26 protein-coding genes and 1 pseudogene are annotated in these 22,679 nt (G+C 47.8%); 26 read left to right on the top strand and 1 reads right to left on the bottom strand.

Going from position 1 to position 22,679, the window contains the following annotated elements; genetic code table 11:
- Window positions 1–100 precede the first annotated feature (100 nt).
- The 22 genes and pseudogenes from der to ON063_RS03710 all read left to right on the top strand — a co-directional run bounded on the left by der (window position 101) and on the right by ON063_RS03710 (window position 17,707).
- Window positions 101–1,411, top strand: a complete 1,311-nt coding sequence (gene der, locus ON063_RS03815; protein WP_214691863.1) for a ribosome biogenesis GTPase Der — start codon at window positions 101–103, stop codon at window positions 1,409–1,411.
- 17 nt (window positions 1,412–1,428) lie between these two features.
- Window positions 1,429–2,454 (top strand): NAD(P)H-dependent glycerol-3-phosphate dehydrogenase, encoded by a 1,026-nt coding sequence (locus ON063_RS03810; protein WP_074034637.1) that lies wholly within the window; start codon window positions 1,429–1,431, stop codon window positions 2,452–2,454.
- A 93-nt stretch (window positions 2,455–2,547) separates the two neighbouring features.
- Window positions 2,548–2,748, top strand: coding sequence for a DUF2768 family protein (locus ON063_RS03805; protein ID WP_074034636.1), 201 nt, complete (start codon window positions 2,548–2,550; stop codon window positions 2,746–2,748).
- A 3-nt stretch (window positions 2,749–2,751) separates the two neighbouring features.
- A complete protein-coding gene (locus tag ON063_RS03800; RefSeq protein ID WP_274664287.1) occupies window positions 2,752–3,462 on the top strand; it encodes a hypothetical protein in 711 nt (236 codons plus the stop codon).
- 109 nt (window positions 3,463–3,571) lie between these two features.
- Window positions 3,572–3,844, top strand: coding sequence for an HU family DNA-binding protein (locus ON063_RS03795; RefSeq protein ID WP_074034634.1), 273 nt, complete (start codon window positions 3,572–3,574; stop codon window positions 3,842–3,844).
- 125 nt (window positions 3,845–3,969) lie between these two features.
- The gene (locus ON063_RS03790) at window positions 3,970–4,542 is read left to right on the top strand and encodes a heptaprenyl diphosphate synthase component 1 (protein WP_214875556.1); all 573 of its coding nucleotides are present in this window, start codon (window positions 3,970–3,972) and stop codon (window positions 4,540–4,542) included.
- A 20-nt stretch (window positions 4,543–4,562) separates the two neighbouring features.
- Entirely contained in the window at window positions 4,563–5,264 is a 702-nt protein-coding gene (locus ON063_RS03785) for a demethylmenaquinone methyltransferase (protein ID WP_274664286.1), read from the top strand.
- A 3-nt stretch (window positions 5,265–5,267) separates the two neighbouring features.
- Complete coding sequence (locus tag ON063_RS03780; RefSeq protein ID WP_274664285.1) at window positions 5,268–6,230, top strand: polyprenyl synthetase family protein; 963 nt, start codon at window positions 5,268–5,270, stop codon at window positions 6,228–6,230.
- A gap of 91 nt (window positions 6,231–6,321) precedes the next feature.
- A complete protein-coding gene (ndk, locus tag ON063_RS03775) occupies window positions 6,322–6,741 on the top strand; it encodes a nucleoside-diphosphate kinase (protein ID WP_074034630.1) in 420 nt (139 codons plus the stop codon).
- Window positions 6,742–6,843: 102 nt separating this feature from the next.
- Window positions 6,844–7,623, top strand: a complete 780-nt coding sequence (locus tag ON063_RS03770; RefSeq protein ID WP_074034629.1) for a CheR family methyltransferase — start codon at window positions 6,844–6,846, stop codon at window positions 7,621–7,623.
- Window positions 7,624–7,632: 9 nt separating this feature from the next.
- Window positions 7,633–8,796, top strand: a complete 1,164-nt coding sequence (aroC, locus tag ON063_RS03765; protein ID WP_274664284.1) for a chorismate synthase — start codon at window positions 7,633–7,635, stop codon at window positions 8,794–8,796.
- Window positions 8,790–9,842 (top strand): 3-dehydroquinate synthase, encoded by a 1,053-nt coding sequence (locus tag ON063_RS03760; RefSeq protein WP_274664283.1) that lies wholly within the window; start codon window positions 8,790–8,792, stop codon window positions 9,840–9,842. The genes aroC and ON063_RS03760 overlap by 7 nt, the downstream gene beginning before the upstream one ends.
- Window positions 9,842–11,092 (top strand): 3-phosphoshikimate 1-carboxyvinyltransferase, encoded by a 1,251-nt coding sequence (gene aroA, locus ON063_RS03755; protein ID WP_274664282.1) that lies wholly within the window; start codon window positions 9,842–9,844, stop codon window positions 11,090–11,092. The genes ON063_RS03760 and aroA overlap by 1 nt, the downstream gene beginning before the upstream one ends.
- A gap of 29 nt (window positions 11,093–11,121) precedes the next feature.
- Window positions 11,122–12,417 (top strand): tetratricopeptide repeat protein, encoded by a 1,296-nt coding sequence (locus ON063_RS03750; RefSeq protein ID WP_274664281.1) that lies wholly within the window; start codon window positions 11,122–11,124, stop codon window positions 12,415–12,417.
- A gap of 23 nt (window positions 12,418–12,440) precedes the next feature.
- On the top strand, window positions 12,441–12,974 hold the full coding sequence (locus ON063_RS03745) for a ReoY family proteolytic degradation factor (protein ID WP_214691878.1): 534 nt from the start codon (window positions 12,441–12,443) through the stop codon (window positions 12,972–12,974).
- Between the two features lie 219 nt (window positions 12,975–13,193).
- The gene (locus tag ON063_RS03740; RefSeq protein ID WP_274664280.1) at window positions 13,194–13,634 is read left to right on the top strand and encodes a DUF2487 family protein; all 441 of its coding nucleotides are present in this window, start codon (window positions 13,194–13,196) and stop codon (window positions 13,632–13,634) included.
- Between the two features lie 110 nt (window positions 13,635–13,744).
- Window positions 13,745–14,245: a QcrA and Rieske domain-containing protein gene (locus tag ON063_RS03735; protein WP_074034622.1), complete on the top strand. Its 501-nt coding sequence runs from the start codon at window positions 13,745–13,747 to the stop codon at window positions 14,243–14,245.
- A 19-nt stretch (window positions 14,246–14,264) separates the two neighbouring features.
- A pseudogene (qcrB, locus tag ON063_RS03730) lies at window positions 14,265–14,935 on the top strand (menaquinol-cytochrome c reductase cytochrome b subunit).
- Between the two features lie 33 nt (window positions 14,936–14,968).
- The gene (locus ON063_RS03725; RefSeq protein WP_074034621.1) at window positions 14,969–15,763 is read left to right on the top strand and encodes a menaquinol-cytochrome c reductase cytochrome b/c subunit; all 795 of its coding nucleotides are present in this window, start codon (window positions 14,969–14,971) and stop codon (window positions 15,761–15,763) included.
- 87 nt (window positions 15,764–15,850) lie between these two features.
- Window positions 15,851–16,468: a DUF1405 domain-containing protein gene (locus ON063_RS03720; RefSeq protein ID WP_274664279.1), complete on the top strand. Its 618-nt coding sequence runs from the start codon at window positions 15,851–15,853 to the stop codon at window positions 16,466–16,468.
- A gap of 38 nt (window positions 16,469–16,506) precedes the next feature.
- A complete protein-coding gene (locus tag ON063_RS03715; RefSeq protein ID WP_214691886.1) occupies window positions 16,507–17,190 on the top strand; it encodes a zinc metallopeptidase in 684 nt (227 codons plus the stop codon).
- A 61-nt stretch (window positions 17,191–17,251) separates the two neighbouring features.
- Entirely contained in the window at window positions 17,252–17,707 is a 456-nt protein-coding gene (locus ON063_RS03710; protein WP_274664278.1) for a GreA/GreB family elongation factor, read from the top strand.
- A 41-nt stretch (window positions 17,708–17,748) separates the two neighbouring features.
- Here the strand turns inward: ON063_RS03710 and ON063_RS03705 are convergent, their stop codons facing one another.
- On the bottom strand, window positions 17,749–18,624 hold the full coding sequence (locus ON063_RS03705; RefSeq protein ID WP_074034617.1) for a YitT family protein: 876 nt from the start codon (window positions 18,622–18,624) through the stop codon (window positions 17,749–17,751).
- A gap of 112 nt (window positions 18,625–18,736) precedes the next feature.
- Here ON063_RS03705 and bshB1 point away from each other — a divergent pair, with 112 nt between their 5' ends.
- The 4 genes from bshB1 to ON063_RS03685 are packed head-to-tail and all read left to right on the top strand — an operon-like array spanning window position 18,737 to window position 22,582.
- The gene (gene bshB1 / locus ON063_RS03700) at window positions 18,737–19,420 is read left to right on the top strand and encodes a bacillithiol biosynthesis deacetylase BshB1 (protein WP_274664277.1); all 684 of its coding nucleotides are present in this window, start codon (window positions 18,737–18,739) and stop codon (window positions 19,418–19,420) included.
- Complete coding sequence (gene bshA, locus ON063_RS03695) at window positions 19,417–20,511, top strand: N-acetyl-alpha-D-glucosaminyl L-malate synthase BshA (protein WP_274664276.1); 1,095 nt, start codon at window positions 19,417–19,419, stop codon at window positions 20,509–20,511. The genes bshB1 and bshA overlap by 4 nt, the downstream gene beginning before the upstream one ends.
- Entirely contained in the window at window positions 20,508–21,647 is a 1,140-nt protein-coding gene (locus tag ON063_RS03690) for a CCA tRNA nucleotidyltransferase (protein WP_274664275.1), read from the top strand. Before bshA ends, ON063_RS03690 begins: the two co-directional genes overlap by 4 nt.
- On the top strand, window positions 21,620–22,582 hold the full coding sequence (locus ON063_RS03685) for a biotin--[acetyl-CoA-carboxylase] ligase (RefSeq protein WP_274664274.1): 963 nt from the start codon (window positions 21,620–21,622) through the stop codon (window positions 22,580–22,582). Before ON063_RS03690 ends, ON063_RS03685 begins: the two co-directional genes overlap by 28 nt.
- Window positions 22,583–22,679 lie beyond the last annotated feature (97 nt).

The raw sequence follows: 22,679 nt of genomic DNA, 5'->3' as shown, positions 1-22,679 counted from the left end.
TTGTATGGTCACTTAATTTTGCCTGTGATATGATAGGTAAGTTGCGTTTCGAAATGTTGAAATGATGAAATTTTGATAGAAAGATTAGTGAGGTGTTGTTATGGGAATTCCAGCAGTGGCCATCGTTGGCCGCCCGAATATCGGGAAATCCACAATTTTTAACCGCATCATCGGAGATCGTGTCTCAATCGTCGATGATAAACCAGGTGTCACACGTGACCGTATTTATGGTACAGGAGAGTGGCTCAACCGTAAGTTCCATTTGATTGATACAGGTGGGATCGAAGTAGGAGACGAGCCGTTGCTCGTCCAAATGCGTCATCAGGCTGAACTTGCCATCGATGAGGCGGATGTCATTATCTTCATGGTGAACGGTCGCGAAGGCATCACAGCAGCCGATGAAGAAGTAGCGAACTTGTTGTTCCGTTCGAACAAACCGATTGTCCTTGCCGTCAACAAAGTGGATAACTTTGAAATGAGAGATCTCATGTATGAGTTCTATTCACTAGGATTCGGCGATCCGTTCCCAATTTCGGGTACACACGGGTTAGGACTTGGTGACTTGTTAGACCAAGTGTTCGAACTTGCTCCTGAAAAGGATGAATTTGAATATAACGAAGACGTCATTCAGTTCTCGTTGATTGGTCGTCCAAACGTCGGGAAGTCTAGTTTGACGAACTCAATTCTTGGTGAAGATCGTGTCATCGTGTCAAACATCGCTGGAACGACTCGCGATGCGATTGATACTCCGTTCACACGTGACGGACAAGAGTACGTCATCATCGATACGGCTGGTATGCGCAAACGCGGGAAAGTATACGAATCGACAGAACGTTACAGCGTCATGCGCGCGCAAAAGGCGATTGAACGCTCAAACGTCGTCCTCGTCGTCCTTGATGGTGAAGAAGGAATCATCGAACAAGATAAACGTGTTGCCGGTCTCGCCCATGAAGCCGGGAAGGCGATTGTCATCGTCGTCAACAAGTGGGATGCAGTCGAAAAAGATGATAAGACGATGAAGAAGATGGAAGAGGAAATTCGCAAAGAATTCTTGTTCCTTGATTATGCACCGATTGTCTTCTTGTCGGCACTTACGTCGAAACGGTTGCAGACATTGTTGCCTGTCATCAAGCAAGTGGCAGAGACACATCGTCGTCGGATCTCGACGAGCGTATTGAATGATGTCATCGTCGACGCGGTCGCGATGAACCCGACACCGACAGATAAAGGACAACGTTTGAAGATCAACTACGCGACTCAAGTTGCCATCGAGCCGCCGACGTTCGTCCTGTTCGTCAACGATCCTGAATTGTTGCATTTCTCGTATAAACGTTATTTAGATAATCAAATCCGTAAAGCATTTGACTTCACCGGGACGCCGATTCATATCGTGGCTCGTCAGAAAAACTAATAACGGGGGTGCCACTTATGGCAAATGTAGCTGTCATTGGAGCGGGAAGTTGGGGAACGGCCATCTCGCTCGTATTAGCGGATAATGGTCATGACGTCCTGCTCTACGGACGTGAACAAGAGCATGTGGACGAGATCAATTCGTCTCATACAAACTCGTTTTATTTGAAAGACGCACCGTTACCGGAATCGATTCGGGCCACGACAGATTTGAAGGAAGCGCTCGACGGACGCAACATTGTCTTCCTTGTCGTCCCAAGCTCGGCGATCCGTCCTGTCTCGAAACAGTTGAACACCATGTTGAAGGAACCGGTCACCATCGTTCATGCCGCAAAAGGGATTGAACCGAAAACGCACAAACGTCTCTCGGAAATCATTGCGGAAGAAATCGACCCGTCGAAACGTCGGGCCATTGGTGTCTTGACCGGACCGACTCACGCTGAAGAAGTCGCAGTACGGAAACCAACGACAATCACGATTGCTTGTGAGGACCTCGATGTCGCTGACGAAGTGCAGGAGCTGCTCACAAACGATCAATTCCGCGTTTACTTGAACTCGGATGTCGTCGGTGCCGAGTATGGCGGGGCGCTTAAAAATATTATCGCTCTTGCTGCAGGTATGACCGACGGACTTGGTTATGGGGACAATGCAAAAGCTGCCCTCATGACACGTGGGATTGTGGAAATTGCCCGACTTGGAGTGAAGCTTGGAGCCAATCCGGCCTCTTTCTCTGGATTGACAGGAATCGGGGATTTGATTGTGACGGCGACGTCGCAACATAGCCGAAACTGGCGGGCCGGCAACGCAATCGGACGCGGCGAAAAGCTTGAAGACGTTCTTGGAAACATGGGAATGGTCGTCGAAGGTGTCCGCGCCTGTGAGGCGGCACATTCGCTCGCGAAAGAAGCGGGTGTCGAAATGCCAATCACGGAAGCACTCTATAACGTGCTATTTGAAGGAAAGAGTCCTCATGATGAAGTGAAAAAACTCATGAGACGTCCACAAAAGCACGAGATGGAACAAGTGTTTCATTTTGAAGAATAATACTTCGGAGAGGAACTGACGTTTTCGTTCAGTTCCTCGCTTTTTTTTGCTACACTTGAAGTCTGGAGAACATAGAGAAAGTAGGGGGTAGACGTGACACCGTCACTCATCAAAATGTGGATTTCATTTGCGGGGATAGGTGCTTTTGCCATCGCTGCACTGATGGTCGCCATCAGTCACACGAAACTGACCGGATGGTTCGCGACGCTTGTGCGCCTGATTGCGTTCATCATTTTCTTATTTGGGACAGTAATTATGATTTTTGTCGTCGTCTCAGGACCGACGGGAGGATAGGCCATGAAAAAGAGTATCATCGCTGTTAGCCTACTGTTAACGACTTTGTTGGCAGGATGTATGTTCCCGGACTCGGAACGAGCTAACAATATTCCGTACGAAGACCAGTTGAATACCGTACAAAGTGCGGTCGATGCATATCGTGAACAATCTGGCGTATTGCCCATTAAAACAAAACCAGCGGAAACGCCGCTCATGGAGCGTTATCCAATCGAGTTTGCCCGGCTCGTGCCAGGATATTTAGCAGACCCTCCAGGGAATAGCTTTGAGGGTGGTGGATTGTTCCAGTATATTCTCGTCGATGTCGAAACGGAACCGACCGTCAAATTGATTGATTTGCGTGTGTCGGAACGTTTGCAACAGCTTCAGACAAACATTAATGCGTTTCGGGCGAAAGAAGGGAAGTTCCCGTTCGATGGATCGATTGGGAAAAATCAGTTCACGCTCGATTACGACAAGATTTTTGTCACAGAGGAGCCGGTCATCCCGAGCCCGTATTCGGATCGCGAACTCCCGATCTACGTAGACGGTACCGGACAACTATTTGTGGACTATCGAGAAGATGTGAAGGAAGCGCTTCAAAATACGGATGAGTCGCCAGAAATCGGTGAAGACATTCGTTATTTGCTCTATGAAGACGCTCCATTCGCCCCTGCTTATTCACAAGGCTATACAATAGATGAACAAGGAGAAGTTGTTTTTTTAAACAACTGAGCTTGTTTTGATGGCGAATGTCGTGAATTCACGCAAAAAATGTTGTCATATCAACGTTTGTACGATATGATTAATCCCGTAAACTCCTAGTGAGAGGAGGTGAATCGTGATGAACAAAACTGAATTGATCCAAGCAGTAGCGGAGAAAGCAAATGTTTCGAAAAAAGAAGCTACAGTAGTTGTAGAAGCTACTTTCGAATCTATCACTGAAGCACTCCAAAACGGTGAAAAAATTCAATTGATCGGTTTTGGTACTTTTGAAGTTCGTGAACGTGCTGCCCGTAAAGGCCGTAACCCACGTACAAAAGAAGATATCGAAATCCCAGCGAGCAAAGTCCCTGCATTTAAAGCAGGTAAAGCGCTCAAAGATGCGGTCAAGTAATCAGCAATACATAAGTCGCCGAAAGGCGGCTTTTTTGTTTGGTTTGCGAGTTCGAATGACGTGAATGTGACAAAAATGTGCTATACTATGTCAGAATGACAATGAAGTGGACGAGGGGGGATAGCATGGAACAGTTGACAAATGAATTCGTTGTCACAGACCTTGCTCGTCAAATCCAACAACGTATGAATCATCCCTATTTGACGAAACACGAGGTTGTACCAGCGGTCGACATGCTGTTGCTTCGTTGGATGGTCGAGATGATTGATTTGGAATCGATTGAGCATCGACAACTCGTGATGGCAACTTATTTCGCTCATCAGGCGCTCGAATTACACGATCAAGTGAACAGTAGTCCGAAAGGGTCGCTAGAGCGCCAATTAAAAGTGCTCGCGGGCGATTTTGCCTCGGCTCAGTTTTATAAAATCTTGACGGCTTTCCCAGCGTCGTATAGCGATCGATTCGGACAGTCTGTACAACGTGTCAATGCTGCAAAGTGTACATTACTGCTCGATAAAAACGTCTCGATGAACATTTGGATCGAAGCAAACGTCGGATTGATTCAAACACTTTCCGAGCTGATTGAACAACCTTATTTGACAACAAGTGGGAAACGAATGATTGATAAGAAAGCGACAGCGCTCAGACAAGACCAAAAGGAGCAGCTCAACACGTTGCTCGCGCACGCGGTCGCTTAGAACGGAAAGGATGTTACGCGTTGCAACCGATAGAAAAAGAGCAAAAAGTATACGAAGTATTTCAGTCCATTTCTCCGAGCTACGATACGATGAACTCGATTATCAGCTTCCGACTTCACAAATGGTGGCGTCGGACAACGATGAAGAAAATGAACGTCTTTCCGGGGGCTAAATGTCTAGACGTTTGTTGTGGCACAGCTGACTGGACGATTCAATTGGCTGAAGCTGCAGGAAATACGGGGGTCGTCAAAGGTCTCGACTTTTCAGAGAATATGCTGAAAGTGGGAGAGGAAAAAGTAAAATCATTGCCGACGATCGAGTTATTACACGGGAATGCGATGGCGCTCCCGTTTGGGGATCATTCGTTCGATTACGTCACAATCGGATTCGGACTTCGGAACGTTCCGGATTACATGACGGTGTTGCGTGAAATGCATCGCGTCTTAAAACCGGGTGGGACGGTCGTTTGTCTTGAAACAAGTCAACCGACAGCACCCGTCTTTAAAGAATTGTATCGCTTCTACTTTGGGACGGTCATGCCTTTGTTCGGCAAAGTGTTCGCCGGCTCATACGACCAATATAAATGGTTACAAGAATCGACCGATCAGTTTCCTGACCGGCTGACGCTTAAACGCATGTTTGAAGATGCAGGGTTCGAACAAGTCGAAGTAAAGACATTCTCCGGAGGTGCATGTGCCATGCATCTAGGAAAGAAGTGGTGAAACATGTCTTTGAAGCGACTTTACCGTCATATGAACCGAGAGATTGATCAAATCGATCAATTTTTATCAACTCGAGTCAGGACGGACCACCCTGTTATTGAATCGGCATCTCGCCAACTACTCGATGCTGGTGGTAAACGCATCCGACCAGCTTTCGTTTTATTGAGCGCAGGATTCGGTGAGACGAAAGATATCCGTTTGACGAAAGTTGCCTCAAGTCTTGAATTGATTCATATGGCATCACTCGTTCATGATGATGTCATCGATGATGCGATGCTTCGCCGGGGGAAACCGACCGTGATGGAGCGGTATGATGAGACCGTTGCAATGTATACCGGAAATACGTTATTCGGGGAGGCGATTCGTCTCGTATCCGAAATCGATTCTCCGGAAGTGATGCGAATCATGGCGGACACGATGGAGCGGATTTGCGTCGGCGAAATCAATCAAATCCAAGATCAATATGATTGGGGTCAATCCCCTAAACGATATTTAGATCGGATTGCACGAAAGACAGCCCTTTTAATTGAGACGAGTTGTGCGGCAGGCGCTGTTATTTCAGGAGCGTCACCTCATGTCGTCAAACAATTAAGCTTATTCGGGTATGACATCGGGATGGCATTCCAAATGACTGATGATTTACTCGATTTCACGGCAAAAAGTTTCCAACTCGGGAAACCAGTCGGAGAAGATTTAAAGCATGGTCATAAAACGTTACCGCTCCTCTATTCATCGGAGGATCCAACTTTTTACGAGCGTCTCTGTCAGGTGAACGCATCGACGGACACGGAGATGACAAAATCACTCGTTCGTGAAGTGCAGCGGAATGGAACGTTAGAACGAAGCCAACGCACGATTGACCGATATGTTGAACGCGCTATCCGACGACTCGACGGGTTACCAAATGTGCCTGATAAGCAGTCTTTGATTGAAATCGCTCAATATATCGGAAAACGTAAATGGTAAATGCCCATGTAACCCCTTTCAAAAATGTGCAGGAGCGTGTACACTAAATACGTACAACGTACACATTTATTGACTTAGGGGGATTTGGGGAATGGAAAAGACATTTTTAATGGTTAAACCGGATGGGGTAAAACGTGGATTGATTGGGGAAATCATCTCACGTTTTGAAAACAAAGGATATACATTGAACCGTCTCGAAATGGTGACACCGTCAGTTGAGGTCGCAGAGGCACACTACGCAGAGCATAAGGAAAAGCCGTTCTTTGGTGAATTGGTAGAGTTTTTGACTTCTGGTCCGGTCGTCGCGATGGAATGGGAAGGGGAAGACATCGTAGCCGTCTCTCGTCTCATGATCGGGAAGACGAAGCCAATCGATGCACAACCTGGAACGATTCGTGGTGATTTTGCATCGACGATGTCACAAAACGTAATTCATGGTTCTGATAGTGTGGACAGCGCAGAACGCGAATTGGCACTTTGGTTCGCAGGAGTTGCCTCACACGTTTCATGACTTTTCGAAGGGACGGGGAAACCTGTCCTTTTTTGATTCCCTTTAAATAGCTCGTGGTCAGAAGAAAGAGGAAATGAGAAAGAATTGAGGTTGAAATTGGTGATGAATGATTATGCCATCTTCGTAAAAAAGTTTTATATCAAGTCTGGAATTGACTTGAATTTATATAAAGAGGCGCAAATGAAGCGTCGGATGGTCGCCTTACGCGAAAAGAAAGGATATGCGTCGTTTCTTGAATACTTAAAGGCGATGGAGACAGATCGACAGCTCTATGAGGAGTTCCTAGACCGAATGACGATTAACGTGAGTGAGTTTTATCGTAATCCGATACGTTGGCAGCAGCTTGAAGAAGATATCCTGCCTCACTTGATTCGTTCGAGTCAAGGGAAGCTCCGCGTGTGGAGTGCAGCGTGCTCGACAGGAGAAGAACCTTATTCACTCGCCATGCTGTTGTCTAAACATCTGGCACCTTCTCAATTTTCCATTATGGCCACTGATTTAGATGATCTCGTCATTGAAAAGGCGAAACAAGGGAAGTATCACGAACGTGCACTCATCGACTTGCCAGACGAGTTTAAAAGCCGCTACTTTACGCGTCGTGGAGACGACTATTTCATTTCGGATGAGATTAAACAACTCGTGACGTTTAAAAAACACAATTTATTAGCGGATGTGTATGAACGGAACTTTGATTTGATTGTCTGTCGAAACGTATTGATTTACTTTACGGAAGAAGCGAAAGAAAAAGTATATACATCGTTTCAACGTGCCCTTCGACCAGGAGGAATCTTGTTTGTCGGAGGAACTGAACAAATCTTCCAGCCTAAGCGTTATGGATATGCAATGAAACAAAGCTTCTTTTACGAAAAAATAGATGGATGAGGTGAACAGATGCGCTATTTGACAGCTGGTGAATCACACGGTCCGGGACTGACGGTCATTATTGAAGGTGCCCCTGCCGGTCTCGCTATAGATTTAAATCAAATTAACCTAGAGTTGAAAAAACGTCAGTCGGGATATGGACGAGGGCGTCGCATGCAAATCGAGTCAGATCAAGTAGATGTTCGTTCTGGTATACGCCACGGTAAAACGACAGGCGCACCAATCACATTCTGGATTGAGAATAAAGACCATACCCATTGGAAACACATCATGCAAGCCGAGCCAATCGAAGATGATGTCGAAATCAAGCGCCGAGTCTCGCGACCGAGACCAGGGCATGCCGACTTGGTCGGTGGGATGAAGTATGACCATCGCGATTTGCGGGATGTTTTGGAACGCTCGAGCGCAAGGGAAACGGCGGCACGCGTCGCGGTCGGCGCCTTTTGTAAACAATTGCTTCAACAAGTCGGGGTGTCGCTCTTCAGTTACGTCAAAGTGATTGGTGGAGAACGGGCAGAGATACGTACATTTGAATCGCTCCAAGAAGCAAAAGAAGTGATTGACGCCTCACCCGTTCGAACGCTTGACGAAGCAGCTGCTGAGCGGATGATGCGTCGCATCGATGAAGCCAAGGCAAATGGAGACTCGATTGGCGGCATCGTCTGTACAGAAGTGCACGGTGTCGTACCAGGTCTAGGTTCATATGTGCAGTACGACCGAAAATTGGATGCGAAAATTGCGCAGGCGGTGTTGAGTGTCAACGCATTTAAAGGCGTGGAGTTTGGAGATGGTTTTGAAATGGCATACCGTCCCGGTTCTGAAGTGATGGACCCGATTGCATATGGAGACGAAGGATATACCCGACTCAGTAATCATCTCGGTGGTTTTGAGGGTGGGATGACAACGGGTATGCCGATTATCTGTTCAGCCGTCATGAAACCAATCCCGACACTTTATAAGCCTCTTCAATCAGTCGATATTGATACGAAAGAGGCATTCCTCGCTCAAATCGAACGGAGCGATTCGTGTGCTGTCCCTGCAGCATCACTCGTCGTTGAGGCGGTCATTGCGTTTGAAATGGCGAAGGAAGTATGTGAGACGTTCGGTCATGATACGATGGACCGAATAAAACACCGAATCGATGAGTATCGAGAGGAGTTACGAGTATGGTGACCATTCCAATCGCGGCATCGACCCCGTATCAGGTTGTCGTCGACGATCAAGACCGCTGGATGGAAACAAATGATTGGTCACGTTACCCGATGCTCTGGGTCGTCACAGATGAACGGGTCGACGCGCTTTACGGGGAAACGTTCCTTGCAAAGTTGGAGCAAGTTCACCCATGCGTCGTCTCATCTGTCGTCAAGGCGGGTGATGCGTCGAAGTCGTTATCGCAACTCGAACAGCTCGTCACAGAAGGATTGAGACACGGATGCGACCGTCATACTCTGATTGTCGCTTTCGGTGGCGGGATGATCGGTGATTTGGCTGGTTTTTTAGCGAGTGTCTACATGCGTGGTGTTCCTTACATACAAGTCCCGACAACGATTTTGGCACATGATTCGGCTGTCGGTGGTAAAGTGGCCGTCAATCATCCGTTTGCGAAAAACGCGATCGGTTCATTCTATCAACCAATCGGTGTCTATTATAATGTTTCTCGTCTTCATACCTTGCCGGTTCAGGAAGTTCGGAGCGGTCTCGGTGAACTATTGAAACATGCGTATTTGTCAAGTTACGTCCTCGAATCCTCTTTCGAGGACGACTTGTTTTCCGCTCTTTCTGAACATCAGGAATTGGATTGGGTCACATGGCTCGCACGCGGCATTGAAGTGAAACGAGCAGTTGTCGAGAAAGATGAGCAAGAGCAAGGCATTCGTGCTTGGCTCAACTTCGGGCATACGTTCGGTCATGCGCTTGAGTCCGTCGAGGCGTACCGTATCCCTCATGGAGAAGCGGTGTTACATGGGATGGTGTTTGCCTTTTTGTTATCGGGTGACGAGACACGGGCGAAACGGTTGTTTGAATGGATTCGTCTGAACGATGTCACACCGATTGACTGGAAACCGTTCGAGCAATATGTCGAAAAAATGATTCGGGATAAAAAGAATCGTCACGGCGAAATTCGGTTCGTCTTGCTCCGTGACACGATTGTCGTTGAATCTATGCCGCTCGAGCACCTTGAACATACATTTGAACAGATGAAAGGATGGTGGGAATGATGAGTTTAAACGGTTCGATCCGTGTGCCAAGTGATAAGTCAATCACTCATCGTGCGCTTTTATTCGGCATGATGGCGACTGGGACGACGCGCGTCGTGCATCCACTTCTCGGTGCCGATTGTCGCTCGACGCTCGAAATCATTCGTTCACTCGGAGCAGAAGTAATTGAAAAACAAGATGAACTCCTCATCACGGGGATTGAGTCACCGCGTTCGGCACGATTAGACTGCGGGAACTCAGGGACGACGATGCGTTTGTTGATTGGACTCTTATCGGGGTATGATGGGTCATTTGAACTCGTGGGAGATGAGTCGTTGTCAAAACGTCCGATGCGACGTGTCAACGCACCACTCCGTGAAATGGGAGCGGACGTGAAAGGTGATTTGGCGCCGATCGTGATTGAAGGGAAAACGCTACAATCCATCGACTATACGTTACCGGTAGCGAGCGCCCAAGTGAAATCGGCTGTCCTCCTTGCCGGGTTACGTGCGGAAGGGACGACGATTGTTCGTGAGCCGATATTGTCTAGAGACCACACCGAGCGAATGTTGCCACTTTTTGGGGCTCGTCTCTCTGTTGATGAGGAAAAAGGAGAGCGCACTATTCGTGTCGAACCTTCTCGACTAAGCGGCGCGACGGTCGATGTGCCGGCAGACCCCTCGTCGGCCGCCTTTTTCTGGGCAGGGGCAGCCATCGTGCCGAATAGCTCTGTCACGACGACAGACGTCTGTTTGAATGAGACACGAATCGGATTTTTGCGGACGCTCGAACGTATGGGATCAAACGTCATCATCTCCAATGAACGAACCGTCGGGGAAGAATTGATCGGGGACGTCACGGTGACGACAAGTGAACTGTCTGGCACGGTCGTAGAAGGGGATATGATTCCGTCACAAATCGATGAGTTGCCGTTATTCGCACTCGTCGCTTCACAGGCGAATTCTCCGTCAATCGTGAACGATGCAGCAGAACTGAGAGTGAAGGAGACGGACCGGATTGATGTGGTCGTCTCGGAGTTGCAAAAATTGGGGGTGGACATCGTCGGAAAAGAGGATGGGTTTATCGTAAAACCAAGTCGTCTTCATGGCGGAAACGTCTCGGCTCATGGTGACCATCGTCTGTCGATGATGTTACAAGTCGCTACACTCGTCACGGATGAAACGATCCAGATTGAAGGCATTGATGCGTCCGATGTCAGCTATCCTGGCTTCCGTCAAGATTTACAACAGATTCAACGTGAGATAGAATAACGACAAACCGAAGGCCAGGAGGACGAAACATGCTAGATGAAGCAGCATTAACACATATTATCGAGATGCTTGAATCAGGAGAGACTGAACATGCTCTTGCGCATATAGAAGAACTTGAGAAAGACGGATCGGATGATGACCGCTTAGCGATCGCTGATTTGTATTTAGAGCTTGGTCTTGCCGACCGAGCGACAGAAGTCCTTTCAAAATTGTACGTGGATTACGAAGGTGACCCAAACGTCGCCCTTTCACTCGCGGAGGCATATTTAGACAGTGACCGTGAAGAAGAGGCGATTGCTGTTTTAGAGAAGGTCAAGTCAGATGACGCGGAGACGCAAGTGAGAAGTCTCGTCTTATTAGCTGATTTGTATCAATCTCAGGGGCTCGACGAGGTAGCCGTGAAAAAATTGATGGAAGCTCTTGAAAAGAATCCAGACGAACCGTTACTCATCTATGGTTTGGCGGAATTGTACGCATCGACCGGGTCGTTCGAGCAGGCCATCCCGCTCTATGCACGTTTACCTAAAATGAATTTGCCGTCCGAGATCGATTACCAAGCCGACTATGCGGAAGCACTCACAATGGTTGGGTCGTTCGAAGAAGCGCTCGATGAGTATGAAAAAGCAACACATCGCAATTTAAATACCGTCTTCGGACATGCGATGACAGCACATCGAATCGGTCGAGAGGAAGTTGCCATCAAGCAGTTCAAAGAGCTTCAGGCGATGGACCCGGACTTTACCTCGCTCTATCTTCCTTACACCGAAGCACTAGACGCGAATGGTCAGACGGAAGAAGCGCTTGAAATCGTCGATCAAGGAATCACGCGCGACGACTATAATGACGAACTTCGTCACGTGAAAGCAAAGTTGCTCCTCAAGCTCGGTAATCGCGATGGCGCCGTTAAAGAGCTTCGAGAAGCACTCGTCTTGAATCCGGAATCGCTACAAGCGACAGAATTAATTTTATCGATTTTATTCGAAGCAGGAGAAATCGATGACGTCCTCGAAACAATCGATGACGTCCTCGAAACAATAGATGCACTCGAAGATCATACGACATCCCCGCTCATGACTTGGTATAAGGCGAAGGCGAAATATGAGCTCGAGGAATATGACGAAGCTGTCAGTTTGTATGCCTCGATTGAGCCGATGATGAAAGAGGACGTGTCATTTGTGACAGAATGGGCTACACTGTTGATAGAGGAAGGTCGTAGACAAGACGCACGCCGTGTGGTCGAGCAATCGCTTGCACTGGTGGTCGACCTCGAAGATCGCCAAGTGCTTGAAGACCAGCTCGAACAATTGTCTGATGACGTAGAATGATAAAGGGAAGGGAATGAGGTCAGATGGTCGAGCGGAAACGGAATTTTTTGAAGCGATTCGTCGCTCATCATACACTTCGGAAACGTGAAGCAAAATGGATTCTTGATTATTGGTTGAGACATCCGGATAAGCTTGGCAACGTTCATTTCGTAACAAACGCCTCGGTCTCGCCACGAAGTCTTGTGATGACGGCGTACGGGTTTGACGGTGAACCGTTTCGATATCGACGGGGAGACCTTGTGACCATGAATCCTGAAAAGGCGTATCATGACATCCGTCTTCACGATGGGCCAATTTATGTAGAATTGAATTTTCAAGGCATGATGATTGATGAGAATTGGATTGACATCGTGGAGCAAAATCCGTTCGAACCGGTGGCGGAAGTGAAAGATGAAGTGTCTTCTTCTGCCCAAACGGTCATTCAAGCTTCCGTTGCCCAATTTGAAGAAGAGCGATTATTGATTGAAATCGATAAAGCGCTCGACCGTCGGGACGAAAACTTATTCCGCAATTTGACGAGTCAACTCCACCAAGTAAGGGAATCTAAATTATTTTGAAAAAAACAAGCGCTTCCGTTCCGGTTGGCGCTTGTTTTTTGGTATATTAATAACGTAGGAATACACAATTATTTCACAGTTCGTTCATCTGTGTTTTTTGGTATATTAATAACGTAGGAATACACAATTATTTCACAGTTCGTTCATAAGTTTGAAACGTGAACGAAGTCATGTACGATACAATAGACATGATGAGATAAGTTGGAGAGGAGGGAAAAGATGAGGTTCGATAGTCAAGGGGCACTGCGCTCGATTGCCGAACGACAATACGTCGATACGCTCATCGTTCCGCTCGCAGAATTGGCGTTTGGTGAGGATATGGTTCGTAAAGCCGAAAGCTATGAAGTCATTCATGCCGTCACGGTCGAGACAGAACGACAATTATCTGGTCGGACGATGCTCAGCCCAACGATCAGTTACACCGATGTGGAAGCTGGTGTTGAACTGGTGAAAGATGTGGTGGCAAAAGCGGAATCATCCGGTTTTTCTCACGTTTTGTTTATTGCGTCAGACGTCCGTTTCAAGCCATATGATTTGCCGATTTTGTTCGTACCACCGCTTGCGTTAGGAGCGATGTCGAGCGATCAGGCGCACACGATGGTTCAAAATTTTGCGACACAAGTTATCACGGAACTTTCGAGCCGTTGGATGGCGACATGAAGCGGTTGACGTAGAGGTTTTATTGATATACTATTTTGTTGAGTGAGAAATTTTTGTGAAGAATGCATAAAGAATTATGGGGTTATGCACACGAATGAGGGGGGAACGAAATGGCTCAAAATGGGTCAAAAGTCACGCGCCGTCAGTTCTTAACGTACACACTGACTGGAGTAGGTGGCTTTATGGCGGCAACATTGATCAGTCCGATGGTCAACTTTGCGATCGATCCGGTTTTGAAAAAATCTGGAGCAGGCGACAAAGTAAAAGTAATGAGTCTTGATGACATCACGACTGAGCCGCAACGTGTCGACTTTAAGAAACAAACACAAGATGCTTGGTACGAATTTGAAGAAACGCTTTCGGCATGGGTATACAAAACAGAAAGTGGCGAAATCATCGCACTCTCTCCGATTTGTACACACCTCGGCTGTCAGGTAGCTTTTGCGGGTGATCCGACTCGTCCACAAGAATTCTTCTGTCCGTGTCACTTAGGACGTTATGAAAAAGATGGAACGAACATCCCGGGTACACCACCAACAGCACCACTTGCACGTTATGAAAAAGAAGAAAAAGACGGCTTCCTATATTTAGGTAGTCCAGTCGCTCAGTAATGAGAGGGGGAACTAGCCGATGTTACAAAAAATTTATGATTGGGTCGATGAACGCGTAGACATCACACCGCTCTGGCGCGATATCGCAGACCATGAAGTACCGGAACACGTCAACCCTGCTCATCACTTCTCTGCATTTGTCTATTGTTTTGGCGGTTTGACGTTCTTTACAATCGTCATTCAAATCCTATCTGGGATGTTCTTGACGATGTACTATGTACCAGATATCATCAACGCGCACGCGTCGGTATACTATCTGCAAAATGAAATCGCACACGGACAAATCGTTCGTGGGATGCACCACTGGGGCGCATCCGTTGCCATCGTTATGTTATTCTTACATACGCTCCGCGTGTTCTTCACGGGATCGTATAAGAAGCCACGTGAGCTCAACTGGGTCGTGGTGTTCTCTTGTTCTTCGTCGTCTTGGCGCTTGGACTTACAGGATACTTGCTTCCATGGGACATGAAAGCATTGTTCGCAACGAAAGTTACGCTTCAAATCGCTGAAAGTGTACCGGTCATCGGTGGTATTGCGAAGACACTTCTCGCCGGTGGTGAGATTGTCGGGGCGAGCACGCTCGCACGATTCTTTGCGATTCACGTCTTCTTCTTACCGGCTGCATTGTTCGGATTACTAGGGGCCCACTTCTTGATGATTCGTAAACAAGGTATTTCTGGACCGCTATAAGCCGATTCGAGGAGAAAAAGGAGGAGAAACGATATGCATCGCGGTAAAGGGATGAAATTTGTAACCGACTCTCGAGTAGGAATCTCGAATCGGAAACAAAACATTGCAAAAGACTATTCAGAATACCCAGGACGCACAGAGGCGTTTTGGCCAAACTTCTTGCTTAAAGAGTGGATGGTAGGGTCGGTCTTCTTGATCGGCTTCATCGCTTTGACAATCGTCGAAGCACCACCGCTTCAAAATATCGCCGATCCAACGAACACGTCATACATTCCGTTACCGGACTGGTATTTCTTGTTCTTGTATCAATTACTCAAATATCAATTCGCTGCAGGAGACTGGATCTTGCTTGGTACGGTCATCATTCCAGGTTTGGCGTTCACGGCACTTCTCATCGCGCCTTGGCTTGACCAAGGTCTCGAGCGTCGTCCGGCGAAACGTCCAGTCGCCATCAGTTTCATGTTGCTCGGTATTCTCTCGGTCTTCTACTTGACTTGGGAATCTGTTCAAACGACACACTGGGATCAAGTCCACGCTCAAGGTGAACTTCAAATTCCAGGTGAAGGTCCTGAAATTGATACAGCTGCACCAGGATATGAGATTTATTCAGCTCAATCTTGTGTGAACTGTCACGGTCAAAACCTAGAAGGTGGAGCAGCAGCTCCAGCACTCGTCGGAACACAGTATACAGCTGAAGAGATTGCGGATATCGCTGTAAACGGGATTGGGACGATGCCTGCTGGTCAGTGGGACGGCTCGCCTGAAGATTTACAAGTACTATCTGAATTCATCGCTTCATATGGTGAAGGCGGCGAAAATAACGAGTAAGCCATAAAGTGTAGCCTGAGAAACCAGGCTACACTTTTTTACTTATGTATTCGTATTGCGATAAACTGAAGAAAAAGGATTGAGAACATGAACCCGACGTTTTTAAACACTTTCTTAATGAATCGAATCGTACTGATTCTTTTATTTGTGGTCAACTTAGGAGGTACGATTTACGGTTATATTTGGTATGAGCCTCAACTTCGTGACACGCCATACGTATATTGGCCGTTCGTCCCGGACAGCCCGACAGCATCCCTCTTCTTTACAATTGTCCTCGGATTATGGATTGTGAATAAGCGTTCACCATTATTCGAGACGCTTGCATTCATTACCTTAATCAAATACGGCGTCTGGGCCGTCATCATGAATATCATGTTTTTAGGGGAGTTACCGGTGGATGCACCGACCGTCACCATCTTAATGGCGGTCATGTTGATGATTTCTCATGGAGCGATGGCGCTTCAAGCACTCATCTACGCACCATTTATGAAATGGACCACTACTTCGTTTGTCTGTTCATTGATTTGGGTAATTCATAATGACGTAGTTGATTATGTGCTCGGTCAATGGCCGCGCTATCCATCACTCGCGGAACATATTATGTGGATCGGCTACGGCTCGTTTTGGTTAACGGGATTATGTTTTTTTATGGGATATGCGTTCGTCCTACGCCCTTCGCTTGAAAATAAGTTCATAAGAATGTAAAATCGAATTATCAAATACACGCAGAGGTGAAATAGAAAATGTCATTAGGTGGCTATATTTTCTATCTTGCACTGATTATGCTCATCCCCTTATGGGCTCAGATGCGAGTGAAAAGTACGTACAAACAGTTTTTAAAACAACCGCTTCAAAGCGGTGTCACTGGCGCACAAGTCGCTGATTTCATTATGAAACAAAACGGTGTCCACAATGTGCGAATCGAGATGGTCGATGGACTCATGAGCGACCACTATGACCCGGTCAATAAGGTCGTCCGTCTCTCTCGTGAAGTGTATCAAGGATCGACGATTTCGTCGGCAGCCATCGCGGCCCACGAGATTGGTCACGTCATTCAAGATGCGACCGACTACAAGATGATGCGCGTTCGACATAGTCTCGTTCCAGTCGTCAATATCACGTCGAACTTGTCATTCCCATTATTAATCGGTGGTTTCTTGTTCGGTGCACTCGGATTGGCACAACTCGGTGTCATCATGATGCTCGGTGCGGTTGTGTTCCAATTGATCACGCTCCCAGTCGAGTTCGATGCTTCGAAACGGGCGATGGCTCAGTTGACGTCACACGGAATTGTGACGGCGACAGAAGAGTCTGGCGCACGGAAAGTATTGAATGCTGCAGCATGGACGTACGTGGCTGCAACGCTCGTTGCGGTTGCCGAACTTATCCGTTTGGCGCTCATCGTCTTCATGCCACGTGAGGAATAGAACGAAATCCCGTCAAATTCGGCGGGATTTTTTTATTTTGTGATGAAAGGAAATGTTGTTGATGAAACCGCAACTGACAGAGAACGGTCATGAGCAATTGAAAAATAAACTAACCATATTAAGGAAGGCTCGGACGGATGCACGTGAACGTATACGTACAGCGCGGAAATTTTGTGATTTTCGAGAAGATGTGACCTATACTGAGGCGGTTCGTGATGTTGAGCGAATTGAAGCAGATATATTAGAGCTTGAGCATTTCCTTGACGACGCAACAATCGTCGAATCGGAACAGTCGGAAGTCGTGACATTCGGGAATCGGGTCGTGATTCGTGAAGGCGACGAGGAGACCGAGAGCTATCGAATCGTGAGTGAGGCAGAAGCAGATGTAGAACGAGGAAGTATTTCGATGACATCGCCACTCGGTCGTAGTTTGATGGGGGCGAGTGTCGGTCAAACGATTCAAGTTGAAACGCCCGGAGGCACGATTCAAGTCGAGGTGCTCAACATCGAGCCATAAAAAATCGCCTGTTCATTCCTATGAACGAGGCGATTTTTTGCTTATTTTAGCGGCATTCGATTCTCATCGAACGTAAAGCCCTCTCCGCCCACTTCATAGACGTGATGGAATGTGACGAACGCATGAGGATCGATCTGTTTGACAATCGTCTTCAAGCGATTCACTTCATTTCGCCCGACGACGACGTACAGCACTTCAAGTTCACGGTTCGAATAGCCACCTTTGGCAAGTAGTCTTGTCGTGCCGCGGTTCATCGTCGCATGAATACCGTCGGCGATAGCAGTCCGGTGGTCACTGATGATCATCGCCGCCTTACCGGCATACGTTCCTTCTTGCATTGAGTCGATGACACGTGCCCCGATATAGACGGCGAGAAGCGTATACATCGCCTCGCGGATATCGAGATACGTCAAACTGAGAACGATGACAAAGAAGTCAAAGATGAGGAATGTCTTTCCGATCGACCAGCCGATATAGCGTTGTACGAGTCGCGCGATGATATCGACGCCACCCGTCGTTCCGCCATTGTTAAAGATGATTCCGAGTCCGACTCCGATAAAGAGACCGGCAAACAAACTTGCGAGCACCATGTCATCCGTTAGGTCGATGACGAGTGTAGAATATTTAGCGATGAGTGCATACCAAAGTGAAAATGAGAACGTCCCGATGAGTGTATAGACGAAGGTCGTTCGCCCTAACAACTTATAACTCATGAAAAAGAGTGGGATGTTTAACGCCAAGTTCGTGATGGAAGGCGAGATATCAAAGAGACCACGTAGAATCAAGGTGATCCCGGTGAATCCACCCTCTGCCAAGTTGTTTTGGACGTTGAAGTGATAAACGCCGAATGCAAAAATAAAAGAACCTATCAAGATGAATATAATATTTCGAACACGAATCGGTAATTGTACCGTCATCAGGTTCACCTCCCCTTAGATAGAGTACTCGAAAAACAGTTCGATTGACTACCCTGAACATATGACATTCAGAAACGAGTCGGCTATACTTTTCAAAGAAGAGGTGATGTAAATGAAAGTAGTAGCCATCGGGGCACATCCAGATGATATCGAGATCGGGATTGCAGGGATGACAGCCCAATGGACGAAAGAGAAGATTGAGGTCGTGTACGTCGATTTGACGAGAGCGGAACTTTCTTCAAATGGTGACGTAGAAACGAGACAACGGGAAGCCAGTGTGGCAGATGACGTGCTTGGTGTCCGCCGAATCAATCTCGGATTTAAAGACCGGGGAATTGACGGGGGAGAAGAACAGCTCAAGACAATCGTTTCCTTGATTCGTCATGAGCGTCCAACGCACTTGTTGTATCCATATGAAGTCGACCGCCATCCGGACCATGCGGCATGTGCTTATCTCGTGACAGAGGCGTTGTTCAACGCGGGTATTCGAAAATATTTACCGGAGCTTCCGGCATATCGACCAGAAAGTGTGTATCAATATATGATCAATGCTCATGTCGAGCCGGATGTGTGCGTGGATATTAGTGATGCGATTAAAGTGAAGACACGGGCACTCCAATGTTACGCAAGCCAGTTCACTCCAGTCGATGGGGTGAAAACACCGCTCACCGATGCATACGTGGAACGGGTCATCGCCCGTGAACGCCATTTTGGGAGCTTGATTGGCGTCGCTTATGCGGAAGGGTTGAAACGGGTGCGACCGTATGTCGTCAAACGGGCAGGTGAGCTCACATGACGTATCGAATCGGAATTCTTTGTTATCCATCTGTCGGTGGTTCGGGGATTTTAGCGACGGAACTCGGCATGAAGCTTGCGGACCGAGGACATGACGTTCATTTCATTACGAGCAGTATGCCGTTTCGTTTGAACGCCTATCATCCGAATATCACGTTCCACCAAGTCGAAATCAACCAATATTCGGTCTTTCGCTATCCGCCGTACGATATGACACTCTCCGCGAAAATTGCGAGTGTCATCCAGTCATTCGGTCTTGATGTCATTCATGCGCATTATGCCGTACCTCATGCCGTGTGTGCCGCGCTCGGTCGGGAGATGGCCGGTGTGAAGACGCCAATCGTCTCGACGCTACACGGAACCGATATCACCGTTCTCGGTGAGGATGAGGAATTGAAACCGGCGATTTTGTATGGGTTGCGCCAATCTAACGCGATTACGGCTGTCTCGCACAGTTTGAAACGGGAGACGGAGGAGCGGATTGCTAGCAATCTGCCGATTCAAGTCATACACAACTTTATTGATGAATCGGTATACACCCCACAATTCGACCCAACCTTACGGGAACGATACGGCTTAACGGCAGACGACCGGGTCGTGATCCATATTTCAAATTTCCGTCCCGTCAAGCGTGTCGACCTCGTCCTCGAGGCGTTCGACAAGATGGATGTTCCAAATAAAAAACTGTTACTCGTCGGAGACGGCCCGCTCATGGGTGCCATGCGCCGCCTCGTGACGGAGATGGGGCTTGAAGATCAAGTCATTTTTGCCGGTAAACAAGAGCAAGTCGCTGCACTGCTCTCCATTAGTGACATCCATGTCCTCTTATCAGACAAAGAGGCGTTCGGTCTCGTCGCACTCGAGGCGATGGCAACGGGAGTCCCGTCGGTCGTCAGTGACGCAGGAGGGCTACCTGAAGTGATCACAGACGGTGAGGACGGGTTCGTCGTTCCACGAGGCGATGCAACGAAAGCCGCTATGGCGATGCAACAGCTGTTGAAAGATACAACGTTACAGGAGCGTTTCAGACAAAATGGGTTGGTGAAATCAAAAGAATATGAACGCTTGTATGAACAGGTGGTGACATCATGACAGAATGGGAGTATGCAAAACAGATTATTGAGACGATTGAACGACATGGCGGCGAGGCGTACATCGTTGGCGGAGCCGTTCGGGACTATGTCCTTGGAAATTTGCCCGATGATATCGATTTGGCCACGTCCCTCTTCCCGGAAGAAGTGATGGCGCTGTTCCCAAAATCGGTCCCGACCGGTATCGAACATGGAACGGTCACGGTCATCATCGATCATCATCCGTTCGAAGTGACGACATTTCGATCGGAAGGATCATATTCAGATTCAAGACGTCCGGACCATGTCGCACTCGGTGTATCGCTCGAAGAGGACATGTTACGTCGTGACTTCACAATGAATGCGATGGCATTTCATGACGGACAAGTCGTCGATTTATTCGGAGGGCAACACGATTTAGATGAACGCATCATTCGCACGGTCGGGAGTCCTTTCGAGCGGTTTGGTGAGGATGCCCTTCGCATCATGCGTGCGCTCCGTTTCATGTCTCAGCTCGACTTCACGTTACACGAAGAATTGCGTCACGCAGCGAATGCACTTAGTCACAAACTTGAACAAATCGCAATGGAACGCATCGCAATCGAGTTTGAGAAATTGTTGACGGGACCGGCCTATCGAAAAGCGTTAGCAGAGATGGTCGAGCTCGGCATCCATCGTCATCTACCGAACGTGACGACCGAACTGATGCAACGGGTGCAACAAGATGATCGCACTCCAGTGAATGTGGTCAGTGGGTGGGCCATCTTCCTCTATCACGCAAAAGATGAGGCATGGCTATTGCCATGGAAAAGATCGAATGCAATCAAGCGGGAAGCTCGAGTGCTTGCGCAGCTCTGTGAGACCGGACTCGATGTGATGACGGTTTATACGACGGATGAGGGGACTCTCTCGACTTACTTTAAAATGAATGGTGAACCAGACCGCAGTCGTGAACTGAAAGAGTCACTTCCGATCCAGTCACGTCAAGAACTGAAATTCAATGGACGGGATGCGCTTGAACTCGGTGCGACAGGCGAGGCGATCAAGCATCTATTGCTTGATCTCGAACGACGTGTCATTTTACAAGAGATTCCGAATCACGGGACCGTATTAAAAGAGGAGGCGAGACGATGGCTTCAACGCGCGGGCGTGTCTTGACGTTATTACAAAATGGGGAAGTGTGGAGCGGACAAGAATTGGCGCGTCAATTGAATATTTCACGTACCGCTATTTGGAAGCACATTGAAACGTTGAAGCAAGATGGGTACGCAATCCATACAATCCCCCGTAAAGGATATCAACTGATTGAACAGAGTGACCGTCTAGATGAACCAGCATTTGTCTCATTCCGTAAAGGTCGATTCGGTCAGACGGTCCATGCGTATGAACAAGTCGATACGACACAACGAATCGCCCATGAATTGGCGCAACAGCATGTGTCGGAAGGAACGATTGTCATCAGTGAAGAACAGACTGCCGGACGGGGACAGCTCGGTCGTCATTGGCATAACCCAAAACATGTCAATATTGCAGCGAGCATCATCTTAAGACCGGATTTGCCGATTCGAGACGCATCGAAACTCACGTTGATGGCAGCGAGTGCATTCGCACGGGCGCTCAACCAACAAAATCTTGATGTCATGATCAAGTGGCCGAATGATTTATTATTGAATGGGAAGAAAATCGGTGGCATTTTGACAGAGATGCAGACGGAGGGTGATCGGATCCAGGCTGTCATCCTAGGGTTCGGGATGAACGTCAATGGTGAGGAGATTCCAGACGAGTTAGCTCATCGGGCCACTTCTCTTTATCTAGAGACCGGAAAGCGATTCCGTCGAAGTGAACTGTTGGCTGAACTACTGGCTGAACTTGAAGTCGAATATGACCGATTCCTCGAAAGTGGTTTTGATCCAATCCGGATCAATTGGATGCAACATGCCGCCTACTTGAATGAAAAAGTCACGTTGAACGCTTCTCGTACTTCTCGTACAGGGGTCATGCGAGGGATATCAGAAGAGGGTGCATTGCTTCTTGAAGAAGAAGGAAAAGTTGAATCGGTCTACTCTGCTGAGATTGCAGTGTGGAATGATTGATGAAAGCGAGACCATCGACTATACTTAATGTGTCGGACGCTATCAGTTATTGAAGTGTACCGCGCTTGCAGACTGTCACAATCAGTTGTCTGCCTTG

Source organism: Exiguobacterium sp. B2(2022), assembly GCF_028823655.1.
GTDB classification, from domain to species: domain Bacteria; phylum Bacillota; class Bacilli; order Exiguobacteriales; family Exiguobacteriaceae; genus Exiguobacterium; species Exiguobacterium aestuarii_A.
Note: the sequence above shows the minus strand (reverse complement) of the source record. Positions and strands in the feature narration are given on the sequence as shown.